Source organism: Streptomyces sp. LZ34 (genome assembly GCF_053890475.1).
This window is the reverse complement of the sequence record NZ_CM132680.1, coordinates 6,354,788-6,367,396: the sequence shown is the minus strand read 5'-3', so window position 1 is coordinate 6,367,396 and position 12,609 is coordinate 6,354,788. Positions and strand designations below refer to the sequence as shown.

Here is a 12,609-nt window from a genome sequence, read left to right as displayed (position 1 = left end):
CTCGGCTTTCCTGGGCTTGTCCCACGTCGCCGGCGCGAGCTCGGACACCCATGCTGACCTGCGCAGACGATCCAGGACGGTCCCGGACGCCCGGAACCGTTGCGGAGCCCGCCGGACACCCCGAGGCTCTTGCTCACCGCCCCGCACCGCTGGGCAGCGCCCCCGTCGAAGGCGCCGCCCCGCGTGATGCCGGGCCCGCCCTGCCGCCCACCGGTGTCGACGACCGCAGGCAGGCGCGACAGGAGCCCACCCCCGCCCGCCAGCAGGCGCCCGGGGGCCCAGGACCCACTCATCCCTTCAGCACAGGAGCATCAGCATGCGCATCGTACGAGCCCTACGGACCCGCACCCTGGTGATCGCTGCCCTCGCCGGCAGCCTGCTCGCCGGCGGCGCCGCGGTTGTTGCCGGCGCCAGCGACCCCCTCTACAGCACCGACGCCTCCGCGAAGCCCACCGGCGCGGTCGTCAACGCGGCGGCCGCAATACCGCAGCCGGCCCTCGAGGCAGCAGGCTGCAAGACCTACACCTCGCACTGGGAGGTCCGCAATCACGTGGTGAACATCAAGACCGCCGATATCAAGATCCGTATCACGCGGTGCCTGGACTCGTCCGGGGCGCTGACGCCAAGCAGCACCACCCGCATCTTCGCCACGACGACGACGGCCGGCGACTTGCTCTACGGAGTCACGGTCACACCGGAGACCGCTCCCGCCATCACCAAGGGGACAGACAGCCAGTACGTCCTGCAACAGGACGTCGAGCACAAGACCTGCCTGGGGACCAAGTACGGCCCGTGGTGCGACCACAACAACATCACGTTCACGATCACGATGAACAACAAGAACGGACTTGAGTGGGAGGTGAGCGCCAAGGACACGAGCCGCGATGACGACATCGTGGCTGTCTGACCCCCAGGTGGAAGAAGGGCACGACCCTCCCGGACGCCGCATGATCCGTGGGCTCGCCCAGGCACCAGGGCGAGCCCACGGATACGCGAGGGGCACCCGACGCCTACCGGCGCACGAGTGGCACCCTTGACGTCATGAGCAAGCGAGCCCGCGTCCGCGCCCCTGAGCTGCAAGGACGTACCTGGATCAACACCGGCGGCAAGGAACTGTCCCTGGCGGACTTCCGAGGCAGCATATTGATCCTGGACTTTTGGACGTTCTGCTGTGTGAACTGCCTGCACGTCCTGGACGAGCTGCGCGAGCTGGAGGAGAAGCACCGCGACACCGTCGTGATCGTCGGCGTGCACTCGCCGAAGTTCGTCCACGAGGCCGAGCACCAGGCGGTCGTCGACGCCGTCGAGCGCTATGAGGTGCATCACCCCGTGCTCGACGACCCCGAGCTGGCCACCTGGAAGCAGTACGCGGTGCGGGCCTGGCCGACGCTGGTCGTCGTCGACCCCGAGGGGTACGTCGTCGCCCAGCACGCGGGCGAGGGGCATGCGCACGCGCTGGAGAAGCTGGTGGCCGAGCTGGAGGCCGAGCACGGTGCCAAGGGCACCCTGCGGCGCGGCGACGGCCCGTATGTGCCGCCGGAGCCGGTCGCCACCGAGCTGCGCTTCCCCGGCAAGGCGCTGCTGCTGCCCGGCGGCACCTTCCTCGTCTCGGACACCACCCGGCACCGGCTGGTGGAGCTGGCGGCGGACGGCGAGAGCGTGCTGCGGCGGATCGGCGCCGGCGAGCGGGGGCTCGTCGACGGGCCCGCCGACCAGGCGCGGTTCAGCGAACCGCAGGGTCTTGCCCTGCTGCCGGACGGCACGGTGATCGTCGCCGACACCGTCAACCACGCGCTGCGCTCCCTGGACCTCGCGACCGGCGAGGTGCGGACCGTCGCCGGGACCGGGCGCCAGTGGTGGCAGGGGTCCCCGGCCGCCGGGCCGGCCCGCGAGGTCGACCTGTCCTCACCCTGGGACGTGGCCTGGTTCGCCGACCGGCTGTGGATCGCCATGGCGGGCGTCCACCAGCTGTGGACGTACGACCCGGCGGACGGGACGGTGCGCGCGGCCGCCGGGACGACGAACGAGGGTCTGGTCGACGGGCCGGCCGCCGAGGCGTGGTTCGCCCAGCCGTCCGGGCTGGCCGCGACCGAGGACCGGCTGTGGATCGCGGACTCCGAGACCTCGGCGGTGCGGTACGTCGAGCGAGACCGCGACAGGGGGGACAGCGAGGATGGCTTCGTGGTCCGCACGGCCGTGGGCACCGGGCTGTTCGACTTCGGCCACCGCGACGGCCCCGCCGACCAGGCGCTGTTCCAGCACCCCCTCGGCGTGACCGCGCTGCCCGACGGCTCCGTCGCCATCTCGGACACCTACAACCACGCGCTGCGCCGCTTCGACCCGGCCTCCGGCGAGGTCAGCACCCTCGCCACGGATCTGCGCGAGCCGTCCGACGCCGTGCTGGTGGACGGCGACATCGTGGTCGTCGAGTCGGCACGGCACCGGCTGACCCGGCTGCGGCTGCCCGAGGAGGCCGTACGCGTGGCGGCGGTGGCCCACCGCACCCAGCGCGCCGCCACCGAGATCGCCCCGGGGACGCTGCGGCTCGACGTCGTCTTCCAGGCCCCCGCCGGACAGAAGCTCGACACCCGCTACGGCCCCTCCACGCGCCTGCTCGTCAGCTCCACCCCGCCCGGGCTGCTGGCCGAGGGCGAGGGAGCCGGTACGGACCTGAGCCGCGAGCTGGTGCTGGCGGACGGGGTGACCGAGGGCGTGCTGCACGTCTCCGCGATGGCCGCCTCCTGCGACGACGACCCGGCCAACGAATACCCGGCCTGCCATGTGCACCAGCAGGACTGGGGCGTCCCGGTCCGGGTCACGGACGGCGGCGCGACCAGGCTGCCGCTGGTGCTGGCGGGGATGGACGAGACGGTCTGAACGCCGCTGCCGGCCGCTCAGTCGGCCGGCAGGCCGAACCACCGCAGCAGCACGGGGCGCGCGTCCGGTGGGGCCTCCTCGGGGCCGCGCGCGAAGCGGGCCAGCAGCTCCAGATAGGCGTCGTGGAAGGCGTCCAGCTCTTCCTTGGTGAGATGGCTGAGGCTGCGTGAGCCCCGCATCCACCCTTCGGAGTCCGGCTCTTCGAGCGTGAAGCGCCGGGCGAGACTCATGTCCTCCTCCAGCCGCAGCCGGTCGAGCTCGCCGACGACGGCCCGCTCGGCCTCGGTCAGCTCGCCCTGCGGCGGCCTGCGGATGTCCACGCTGCGCACGGCGCGCCACCAGCGCTCGCGCCCGCTGGAGCGCTCCGGGATGTCCTCGATGAAGCCGCCGCGCTCCAGCTGGCGCAGGTGGTAGCTCAGGGTGCCCGTGTTCTCGCCGAGGGCGGAGGCGAGGGTCGTCGAGGTCGCGGGGCCTGAGGTGCCGAGGTGGCGCAGGATCTTCAGGCGCAGGGGATGAGCAAGCGCCTTCAGGGCCGCCGGATCGCTGATCGTACGCCGCTCATCTGACTCGGTCATGCTCGCATTCTATCTTGCAGAACTTTCTCTGCAGACGTTACTCTGCAGCTGTCAGTCCGCAGAGAAAAGTCTGCAGAGAAAAGTCTGTGCTGCCTTGTCTCGTCACTGGGAGATCGTCATGTCGCGTATCGCGTCAGCCCTGCTGGCCCTCGCCCTCGGGGCCGGCCTCGCCACGGCCGGAGTCGGCCAGGCGCACGCCACCACTCCGCAAGGCCCGGCGTCCGGATTCGAGGCGTGCCCCGAGCTCCCACCGAAGGCCGACCCCGCCGCCTGGCGATGCGAGGTGATGTCGGCGACCGGCCACCTCACGCTCGGGCGCATCGACGTGCCGATCGACGAGCCCATGACGGTCACTCACGCCGAGGGCCGGATCGACGGCGAGTTCGCCCAGGTCTTCGGCGCGCTGTCCGCTGAGCCGATCGCCGTGCCGGGCACTCGCCTGACCATCACCCCGCGATACGCGGGGTATTTCGACTTCCATACGAACGCGGAGCGGCTCGGCGAACTGGACCTGAAGTTCGCGGTCTCGGGCCCCGGACTGCCGTCGGGCTGCTCGATCGGGCGGGACACCGACGCGGTCCACCTGGTGCTCAAGACACCCGACGGCGGCGGGCCCGGCGCCACTCCGAGTATCGAGGACACGCGGTTCGCCGCACCGCGCACCTCGGGGTGCGGCCCTCGGGGGCGCGTACTCGACAGGTTCCTCCGCCTGCCGTCGTCCTCCGGGAAGAACGCCATCCACCTGGACGGCGAACGGGCCGTGCGCTCGTACAGCGATCTGGACGTGCCCGCGCCGCAGTCGCAGGAGCGCGTCGTGCTGCCCTGAGAGGTCGGGGACGGCGATGGGACGGCCCCGCTCGGAAAGCCGACGGCCCCCGCCGCAGGGCAGCGGCAGGGGCAGTCGGTACGGGAAGCCGGGGGGAGTCGGCTTCCCGGGTCTGTGGGCCGGGGTGGTCGGCCGGTCGTCAGGTGAGCGAGCCGGCTGAGCGCGTCAGGCGAGTGGGTCAGTCGAGGGCGTTGGCCAGGTCGCTCTGCCAGTAGGTCACCTGGGCGCTGTCGTCGATGTAGACGGAGCCGCCGGGCAGTTCGACCGGCTTGGAGTCGTCGGAGCCCTCGAGGAACACGTCCAGGGAGGTGGCCTTGTAGCCGTTGGTGCCCGAGCCGTCGGCGGAGGAGGTGCGGATCCCGGCGTACGCGGTCTCGCCGGGGGCGAGGGTGACGACGGCCTGCGGCTTGCTGTCCTCGTTCACCGGAGTGGCGGACTGGGCGTCCTCGCCGAACTTCAGCCGGGGGTAGCTGGGCATGTTGCAGTCCACGCCCGCGTGGTTGTTGACCTCGAGCACCATGTAGTTGACCGGCCGCTGGACGGACTTGACGCCGATCGTCAGCTTGTTGATGTCGCAGGGGCCGATCTCCTGCTGGGAGCCGGCGGAGTCGTTGGAGCCGGCAGAGTCCTTCGAGCCGCCCGAGCCGCTGCCGCCGTTCTTGGAGGACCCGGCCTGGTCGGTGCCGCCGCCCTTCTTCGCGCCGCTCCCGGTGTCGGAGCCGTCGGAGCCGCCGGTGCCGCCGGATCCGGACGTCTGGTCGGCCGGGGTGGAGGTCGCGCTGTCCGCCTTGCCTTCGCCCTTGGTGCCGGTGCCCTCGTTGCTGTTGCAGGCGGTGAGGGTGAGGGCGGCGACGGCGGTCAGGCCGGCGGCGGCGAGGCGCAGGGTGCGGGCGCGGCGGGCGGTGAAGGCGGTGATCGACATGGTGGGTTCCCCCCAAGGGACTTGGCCGTTTCCGGTGTGTCTTTCTCGGTACGGCTTAAGCCTGTCGTCCCCCGCTGGCGTTCGGCTGCCGCGCCACTGCCGCCCGGCTAACGTCCCACTAACGTCCCGCTTTCAGCGCCCTTTCACCGCCTTTCGTCGCCGCCTCGCTTGTCCTCGCTGTCCTGGGCGAAGAGCTTCACCAGGTCGCTCATCACGTAGCGGTTGGTGGCCTCCTCGTCCAGCAGATGCATCTCCGCCAGCCGGTCCAGACCGTCCTGGATCAGCTCGGGGTCCGCCCCGGCCAGCGCGGCGGCCTCCGTGGTGTTGACCTCCCGGGCGAAGCCGGTGCCCAGGGTGCGCAGCAGCCGGGCGTCGTCCGCGGAGAGGCGCGTCACCGAGTTCCGCAGCGCCGCGGCGACTCCGGCGTCCTCCGCCGACAGCAGCGCGAGCCGCCGCCGCTCGTCGCGGAGCGCCGTGGCCAGCCGGGCCAGCCGCCAGCGCGGCCGGGACTGCAACTGCGCCGAGGCGGCGCGCAGCGCCAGCGGCAGCCCGTCGCACAGGGCCACGAGCTCATGCGCGGCCTCCGGGTCCTCGGCGACCCGGTCGGGGCCGAGCAGGGTGCCGAGCAGGGCCACCCCGTCCTCGGGCCCCAGCGCGTGCAGGCGTACGGGGCGGGCGGCGTCGGTGGCGATCAGCCCGTCGAGCCGGCTGCGGCTGGTGACCAGGGTGGCGCACCGGGGCCCGCCGGGCAGCAGCGGCCGTACCTGCGCCGAACTGCTGGCGTTGTCGAGCACGACCAGCAGCCGGCGGTCCGCGACGAGCGACCGGTACAGCGCGCTGGCCGCCTCCGGAGAGGTCGGAATGCGGTCCGCGGGTGTTCCCAGAGCGAGCAGGAATTCGCGCAGCACCTCGGTGGGCGCCGTCTCCTCGCCGCCGCTGAACCCGCGCAGATCCGCGAACAGCCGCCCGTCGGGGAAGGCGTCCGCGTGTGCGTGGCCCCAGTGCACGACCAGGCCCGTCTTGCCGACTCCGGCGGGCCCGGTGATGAGCGTGATGCCGCCCTCCGGGGGGAGGCCGGCGGGGGACGCGCCGTAGGCCGGGCCGCCGGGCTCGGCGGCGGGCAGGGTGAGCCGGGTCAGGCCGGCCAGTTCGCGGTCGCGGCCGAGGAAGCCGGCCGGGGGCCTGGGGAGCAGCTGCGGCCCGGCCGCGGAGGGCCGGTGGGCGGCCTGGGCGGGGACCTGCGCAGGGACCTGCGCAGGGACCTGGGCGGAAACCTGGGGTTGGCCCTGCGCGGGGGCCTGAGGCTGGGCCTGGGCCGGGAGGGGGTTCGGCGCGGTGGGCTCGGGGGCGCCGCGCCGCTGGGGCGGCGCCGCGGGCGCGGCGCGCAGGATCTCCTCGTACGCGGTGCGCAGCCGCTCGCCCGGGTCGACCCCCAGGTCGTCGGCGAGGAGCTGCCGGGTGCGGTGGTACCAGGCGATCGCGTCCGACTGCCGTCCGATGCGGTACAGCGCCAGCATCAGGGCCGCGATGAGCCCTTCGCGCAGCGGGTTGGCCACGGCCACCGGGTGCAGTACGGCGGCCGCCTTCTCGTACTGGCCGAGCGCCCCGTGGGCGCGCGCCAGCGCCTCGACGGCGGTCAGCCGCCGCTCCTCCAGGGCGTGTGCCGCCGCGGCGAACGGCGGGCTGGCCACCGTGCCGGTGAGGGCCGGGCCGCGCCACAGGTCCAGTCCCTGGCGCAGGAGGTCCACGGCCTGCTCGGGGGCGGTCTCGGGGCGGGCGAGGGCGACCAGTTCGGAGAAGCGCTGGCTGTCGACGAGCTGTTCGGGCATCCGCAGCCGGTAGGCGGAGCCGTGGGTGGTCAGCTCGACGCCGTAGGCGTCGGCGCCCGCCTCGGCGAGCGTCGCGCGCAGCCGCGAGACATGGCCCTGGATGACGGTGCGGGCGTGTTCGGGTGGTTCCTCCTCCCACAGACAGGAGATCAGCTGCTCGACGGGGACGGTGGCGTTGGGCTGGAGCAGCAGCATGGCGAGCAGGCTGCGTCGCTTGACCGGGCCCAGCCCGATCTCTCCGGTGCCGGTGGTCACGGCCACCGGACCGAGTAGAGAGAAGTCCAATTCAGTTCTCCAGGAAGGCGGTCATCGCCTTGGTGAGCAGCTGTGGGTCGCGGGCGCCGCACAGCTCGCGGGCCGAGTGCATGGACAGGATGGCCGCGCCCACGTCGACGGTGGTGATGCCGTGTCGGGCCGCGGTGATCGGGCCGATCGTGGTGCCGCACGGCATGGCGTTGTGCGAGACGAAGGTCTGCCAGGGCACCCCCGCGCGCTCGCAGGCGGCGGCGAAGACGGCCCGGCCGGCGCCGTCGGTGGCGTACCGCTGGTTGACGTTGACCTTGAGGATGGGGCCGCCGTTGGGCAGCGGGTGGTGGCCGGGTTCGTGCCGCTCCGCGTAGTTGGGGTGGACGGCGTGCCCGGTGTCGGAGGACAGGCAGATCGTCCCGGCGAGGGCGCGGGCCTTGTCCTCGTACGCGCCGCCGCGGGCGAAGACCGAGCGCTCCAGCACATTGCCGAGCAGCGGGCCCTCGGCGCCGGTGTCGGACTGGCTGCCGTTCTCCTCGTGGTCGAAGGCGGCGAGGACGGGGATGTACGGCAGCTCGGGGCGGGCGGAGACGGCGGCGAGCGCGGTCGTGCCGGAGTGTACGGACAGGAGGTTGTCCATCCGGGGCCCGGCGATCAGGTCCTGGTCCCGGCCGAGGTAGGCGGGCGCATCGACGCTGTGGGCCATCAGGTCCCAGCCGCCCACCTCGGCGGCGGGGACTCCGGCCGCCTCGGCGGCGAAGCGGATCAGAGCGCCCTCCTCCATGTCGCCGAGGCCCCAGATGGGCGTCATATGGCGCTGCTTGTCGAGCTTGAGCCCCTCGGTGTTGACGGACCGGTCGAGGTGGACGGCGAGCTGGGGAACGCGCAGCAGCGGCCGGTCGATGGCCACCAGGTGGTGCGAGCCGTCCTTGAGGGTGAGCCGGCCGGAGATGCCGAGGTCGCGGTCGAGCCAGGTGTTCAGCAGCACGCCGCCGTAGATCTCGACGGCGATCTGCCGCCAGCCGTGCGCGGCGGTGTCGGGGATCGGCTTGACCCGCAGGTTGGGGGAGTCGGTGTGGGCCCCCACGATCCGGTACGGAGTGGAAGGTCTCGCTCCGTCGGGCACGTACCAGGCGATGATCGCGCCGCCCCGCAGCACGTATTTGCCGCCCGTCCCGGCGTCCCAGGGCGCGGTCTCCTCGACCTGCCGGAACCCCACCTTCTCCAGTCGCTCGGCCGCCCTCGCCACCGCGTGGTACGGCGATGGGGCGGCGGCGAGGAAGGACATCAGGTCGTCGGTATGGCCGCGGTCGAAGTCGGAGTGCGCGCTCATGTGAACAGCATAGATACGAGAACCGCCTAGAGCCCGTGTTCGATCGGGGCTGTGGAAAACGGCTAAGAGGCGCGCGGGGGACCGGCGGCGGATCGGTGAGGGATCGGTGAGGGATCGGCGGGGGTGCCGTTGGCGCTTCCGTGGGATCGTGCTGCGCCGGTCGGATGAAGGACGGCCGCTCGGCGATAGAGGCGGCGCTTTTCCTCTCATATCTCCTGTGATCGTGCAATAACGCACTGAAGGGGATATCGGATGCGCGCTCTTCGTCAGGCCCTGGTTGTCCTTGGGGCGCTCTTCCTGCTGTGCGCCGGCGTGCCGGCCGTGGCACAGCCCGCCGCCCTGGCCGCCGCCACTCCGCACGCCGCCGCCCCGTACCCGAAGGATCCGGTCCCCTCGCCCTGTCCCACCACGGACCGGGTGGGGGCCCGTACTCCCCCGCCGGCCCCGTTCCAGAAGTACTACGAGGACGACTGGCGGCTGGGTCCCGCGCAGCTCCCCCGGAGCGGGCCGATCGCCGAGATGCTCAAGGGCTATGAGCGGCTGGACCATCTGTCGTCCGCCGAGTTCCTCGAGTGCTACTGGGACGAGGCGACCTCCGGCTGGTGGTTCCCGGCCCCGGACGGCTGGGTGCTCATCAACGGGACGCCGCTGCATGTCACCGTCACCCTTCAGCCGGGGCAGAAGGTCGACCTCTTCGGCAGCGGTTTCGGCCACTTCCTCGCCCCGGCCGGTACGCCCTACGCCGAGCGCGCGCTTCCGCCCAGCAACCTCAACACCCTTGATCCGGCGTTCCCCTTCGGCTACCACCTCTACGAGGTCGTGCAGCCCTTCACGGTGGAGGCGGGGCCCATCAGGCCCTGGTTCGCCCAGCCGGGAGGCGGTCTGCAGTACCTCACCACTCCCTCGATCCCCCAGCTCGTCGCCGCCGGCAACCTCCGTCCCCTCAACTGACGCGCGGTGGACCGGCGGGAACTCGTCCGGGCCCTGCGCGAGGACCGGGTCCCCGACGCGCTGTACGACATCCCGGGTGTGCACGACATCCCGGTCCAGCCGGACGCGTACTACTTCCTGCGGCCCGCGACGGGCGGCTGGGTGGTGGGGCTGCGTGAGCGCTCCCAGGACCGCGATACGCGCTGGTTCCGTTCGGAGGACGCGGCCTGCCGCGACCTGCGCGCGAAGCTCACCCCGCTCCCGCCGGCCGGCGGGAGCGAGGGGGCACCTCCCAGCGGTGGCCGGGGGACCGTCGAGGACGTGCTCGCGCACAGCGAGGAGATCCGGCGGCGGGCCTGGCGCGACTTCGAGCGCGCGCTGCGCGAGCAGGGGCGCGAGAACGGCGGGGCCGCGCCGGGCTCCGGCTCCGACGCGGGCGCGTGAACAGAAGAGCCGGGTGCCCCGCGCGGGGCACCCGGCTCGACCAGACTCGACCAGACGAATCAGAGACGGAATGGCGTGCTCAGAAGGCCGCCTCGGCCAGGTCCATCAGGGAGTCGTCGACGGACTCGGCCACGGCGCGCTGGACCGCGACGCCCGGCAGCACCTCCTGGGCGAAGAACTTCGCGGCCGCGATCTTGCCCGCGTAGAAGGACGTGTCCTTGGCGGAGGCGCCGGGCAGCTTGTCGGCGGCGACCGCCGCGCCCTTGACCAGCAGATAGCCGATGAACACATCGCCGGAGGCGAGCAGCAGCCGGGTGGCGTTCAGGCCGACCTTGTAGATGGAGGTGACGTCCTGCTCGGTGGCGGCGAGATCGGTGAGCATGGTGCCCACCAGCCCCTCCAGGTCCGCGGCGGCCTTGGCGAGCGCGTCACGGGTGGCGGCGAGATCCTCCCCGCCGCCGGCCTCGGCCAGGAACTTCTTGATCTCCTCCGAGATGACCGTCAGCGCCTGGCCCTGGTCCCGGACGATCTTCCGGAAGAAGTAGTCCTGGCCCTGGATGGCGGTGGTGCCCTCGTAGAGGGTGTCGATCTTGGCGTCCCGGATGTACTGCTCCAGCGGGTACTCCTGGAGGTAGCCGGAGCCGCCGATGGTCTGAAGGGACTGCGCCAGCTGCTCGTACGCCTTCTCCGAGCCGTAGCCCTTGACGATGGGCAGCAGCAGGTCGTTGAGCGCGTGCGCGGCGGAGGTGTCCTCGCCGGCCGCCTCCAGGGCCTGGATCTCGTCCTGGACCGAGGCGGTGTAGAGGACGAGCGAGCGCAGGCCCTCCGCGTACGCCTTCTGCGCCATCAGCGAGCGGCGCACATCGGGGTGGTGGGTGATGGTGACGCGCGGGGCGCTCTTGTCGGTGAAGGCGGCCAGGTCCGGGCCCTGGACGCGCTCCTTGGCGTACTCCAGCGCGTTCAGATAGCCGGTGGACAGGGTCGCCATGGCCTTCGTGCCGACCATCATCCGCGCGAACTCGATGATGTTGAACATCTGGCGTATGCCGTCGTGCTTCTCGCCGAGCAGCCAGCCCTTGGCCGGGTGGTCCGCGCCGAAGGTCAGCTCGCAGGTGTTGGAGACCCGCAGGCCCATCTTGTGTTCGACGTTGGTCGCGTAGACGCCGTTGCGCTCGCCGAGCTCGCCGCTCTCCCAGTCGAAGTCGTACTTCGGGACGATGAAGAGCGACAGCCCCTTGGTGCCCGGGCCCGAGCCCTCGGGGCGCGCCAGCACGAAGTGGATGATGTTCTCCGAGAGGTCGTGCTCACCGGAGGTGATGAACCGCTTCACGCCCTCGATGTGCCAGGAGCCGTCCTCCTGCCGGACCGCCTTGGTGCGGCCCGCGCCGACATCCGAGCCCGCGTCGGGCTCGGTGAGCACCATGGTCGCGCCCCACTGCTTGTCCACGATGTGCCGGGCGATCGCCAACTGCTCCTCGGTGCCCTCGTCGTGGAGCACCCCGGCGAAGGAGGGACCGCAGGCGTACATCCAGATCGGGGTGTTCGAGCCGAGGATCTGCTCGGCGCAGGCCCACAGCAGCGAGCGCGGGCAGGCGCTGCCGCCGAGGCCCTCCGGAACGCCCAGCCGCCACCACTCGGCGTCCATGTACGCCTGGTAGCTCTTCTTGAAGGACTCGGGCACCGGCGCGGTGTGCGTCTTCGGGTCGAAGACCGGTGGGTTCCGGTCGGAGTCCGCGTAGCTCTCGGCCAGCTCGTTCTCGGCCAGCCGGGAGATCTCGGAGAGCACGCTCCTGGCGGTCTCGACGTCCATCTCCTCGAACGGTCCCGTGCCGTACAGCTTGTCGCGCCCGAGCACCTCGAAGAGGTTGAACTCGATGTCGCGGAGATTCGACTTGTAGTGCCCCATGGCGAACAGCTCCGTAAGGCTCGGGAGGAGGCGGACCTCTTCATTGGCATCGCGTGATCGATCGTCGATCGCCATGATGCTACCCGTGGGTAATAAAGGGCAACCCTCAATCGGGCAACTGTGACGCACTACGCTTCGGCGACTCAGTACGCTTCTGTCCATGTACGGCTACGACCAGAACGCGAGCGCAGGGCAGGGCTACGCGGCGCCGCCGCCGCAGCCGGGGCAGCAGCCGCATCTGTCACACCACCCACAGCCGGGTGCCGGCTATGGCGAGCAACCGCTGTACCCGGAGCCCTCCCCGCCGTCCCTGGCCGACGCGGTGCGCGCCTTCACCACCGGCTCGATGTCGGCCGAGGAGTTCCAGCAGATCTTCGCGAGCTCCAAGGTGTACTGCCCGCGTGGTGACAACCCCGGGTTCCTCGCGCTGCACAACACCCAGCAGCCGGTGATCCCCATGTTCACCTCGCTCAAGGAGCTGCGCCGCTACGCCGGCAAGGAGTCCAAGTACTTCGTGATCACCGGCGCCGAGGTGATCGACCTGCTGCCCACCGGCTACGGCTTCGTCCTCGACATGGAGGGCGACCACCGGATGGTCTTCGACGCGAAGGCCGTGGAGCAGATGGTCGACTTCGCGATGCGCCGGATGTACGGGTAGCCGCCGCTGGGTGCTCACGCTGCGTGCCCGGCCGGTGGCCGGAAATAAAGGACCTCTTGCGAG

Annotated in this window: 11 protein-coding genes; 6 read left to right on the top strand and 5 right to left on the bottom strand. The window is 71.6% G+C overall.

What is annotated here, in order from left to right; translation table 11 throughout:
- The first annotated feature begins 316 nt into the window (after positions 1–316).
- Together ACWY4P_RS25890 and ACWY4P_RS25885 are read left to right on the top strand one after the other, a co-directional pair.
- On the top strand, positions 317–907 hold the full coding sequence (locus ACWY4P_RS25890; RefSeq protein ID WP_456202710.1) for a hypothetical protein: 591 nt from the start codon (positions 317–319) through the stop codon (positions 905–907).
- 134 nt (positions 908–1,041) lie between these two features.
- Positions 1,042–2,877 carry an NHL domain-containing thioredoxin family protein gene (locus tag ACWY4P_RS25885; RefSeq protein ID WP_456202709.1) on the top strand — a complete coding sequence of 612 codons (1,836 nt, stop codon included), beginning with the start codon at positions 1,042–1,044 and terminating at the stop codon, positions 2,875–2,877.
- A 17-nt stretch (positions 2,878–2,894) separates the two neighbouring features.
- On the opposite strand, the gene ACWY4P_RS25880 is transcribed toward ACWY4P_RS25885, so the two are convergent.
- Positions 2,895–3,452: an ArsR/SmtB family transcription factor gene (locus tag ACWY4P_RS25880; protein WP_456202708.1), complete on the bottom strand. Its 558-nt coding sequence runs from the start codon at positions 3,450–3,452 to the stop codon at positions 2,895–2,897.
- Between the two features lie 118 nt (positions 3,453–3,570).
- Here ACWY4P_RS25880 and ACWY4P_RS25875 point away from each other — a divergent pair, with 118 nt between their 5' ends.
- Positions 3,571–4,278 (top strand): hypothetical protein, encoded by a 708-nt coding sequence (locus tag ACWY4P_RS25875; protein ID WP_456202707.1) that lies wholly within the window; start codon positions 3,571–3,573, stop codon positions 4,276–4,278.
- A gap of 178 nt (positions 4,279–4,456) precedes the next feature.
- Here the strand turns inward: ACWY4P_RS25875 and ACWY4P_RS25870 are convergent, their stop codons facing one another.
- The 3 genes from ACWY4P_RS25870 to ACWY4P_RS25860 all read right to left on the bottom strand — a co-directional run bounded on the left by ACWY4P_RS25870 (position 4,457) and on the right by ACWY4P_RS25860 (position 8,608).
- On the bottom strand, positions 4,457–5,200 hold the full coding sequence (locus ACWY4P_RS25870; RefSeq protein WP_456202706.1) for a DUF4232 domain-containing protein: 744 nt from the start codon (positions 5,198–5,200) through the stop codon (positions 4,457–4,459).
- 143 nt (positions 5,201–5,343) lie between these two features.
- Positions 5,344–7,314 carry a BTAD domain-containing putative transcriptional regulator gene (locus ACWY4P_RS25865; RefSeq protein WP_456202705.1) on the bottom strand — a complete coding sequence of 657 codons (1,971 nt, stop codon included), beginning with the start codon at positions 7,312–7,314 and terminating at the stop codon, positions 5,344–5,346.
- A gap of 1 nt (position 7,315) precedes the next feature.
- Positions 7,316–8,608, bottom strand: a complete 1,293-nt coding sequence (locus tag ACWY4P_RS25860; RefSeq protein ID WP_456202704.1) for a M18 family aminopeptidase — start codon at positions 8,606–8,608, stop codon at positions 7,316–7,318.
- 252 nt (positions 8,609–8,860) lie between these two features.
- On the opposite strand from ACWY4P_RS25860, the gene ACWY4P_RS25855 reads away from it, so the two are divergent.
- Positions 8,861–9,559, top strand: a complete 699-nt coding sequence (locus tag ACWY4P_RS25855) for a TNT domain-containing protein (protein ID WP_456202703.1) — start codon at positions 8,861–8,863, stop codon at positions 9,557–9,559.
- A gap of 6 nt (positions 9,560–9,565) precedes the next feature.
- Positions 9,566–9,982, top strand: coding sequence for a hypothetical protein (locus tag ACWY4P_RS25850; RefSeq protein ID WP_456202702.1), 417 nt, complete (start codon positions 9,566–9,568; stop codon positions 9,980–9,982).
- A 79-nt stretch (positions 9,983–10,061) separates the two neighbouring features.
- Here ACWY4P_RS25850 and ACWY4P_RS25845 read toward each other — a convergent pair whose 3' ends face one another.
- Positions 10,062–11,888 carry an acyl-CoA dehydrogenase gene (locus ACWY4P_RS25845; protein WP_456213057.1) on the bottom strand — a complete coding sequence of 609 codons (1,827 nt, stop codon included), beginning with the start codon at positions 11,886–11,888 and terminating at the stop codon, positions 10,062–10,064.
- Between the two features lie 160 nt (positions 11,889–12,048).
- Between ACWY4P_RS25845 and ACWY4P_RS25840 the strand changes: the two genes are divergently transcribed.
- Complete coding sequence (locus ACWY4P_RS25840; RefSeq protein WP_456202701.1) at positions 12,049–12,546, top strand: SseB family protein; 498 nt, start codon at positions 12,049–12,051, stop codon at positions 12,544–12,546.
- Positions 12,547–12,609 lie beyond the last annotated feature (63 nt).

Coding starts and splice junctions, on each gene's coding strand:
- ACWY4P_RS25885 (WP_456202709.1), top strand. CDS start 1,042: ATGAGCAAGCGAGCCCGCGTCCGCGCCCCTGAGCTGCAAGGACGTACC.
- ACWY4P_RS25860 (WP_456202704.1), bottom strand. CDS start 8,608: ATGAGCGCGCACTCCGACTTCGACCGCGGCCATACCGACGACCTGATG.
- ACWY4P_RS25880 (WP_456202708.1), bottom strand. CDS start 3,452: ATGACCGAGTCAGATGAGCGGCGTACGATCAGCGATCCGGCGGCCCTG.
- ACWY4P_RS25875 (WP_456202707.1), top strand. CDS start 3,571: ATGTCGCGTATCGCGTCAGCCCTGCTGGCCCTCGCCCTCGGGGCCGGC.
- ACWY4P_RS25870 (WP_456202706.1), bottom strand. CDS start 5,200: ATGTCGATCACCGCCTTCACCGCCCGCCGCGCCCGCACCCTGCGCCTC.
- ACWY4P_RS25845 (WP_456213057.1), bottom strand. CDS start 11,888: ATGGGGCACTACAAGTCGAATCTCCGCGACATCGAGTTCAACCTCTTC.
- ACWY4P_RS25840 (WP_456202701.1), top strand. CDS start 12,049: ATGTACGGCTACGACCAGAACGCGAGCGCAGGGCAGGGCTACGCGGCG.
- ACWY4P_RS25855 (WP_456202703.1), top strand. CDS start 8,861: ATGCGCGCTCTTCGTCAGGCCCTGGTTGTCCTTGGGGCGCTCTTCCTG.
- ACWY4P_RS25890 (WP_456202710.1), top strand. CDS start 317: ATGCGCATCGTACGAGCCCTACGGACCCGCACCCTGGTGATCGCTGCC.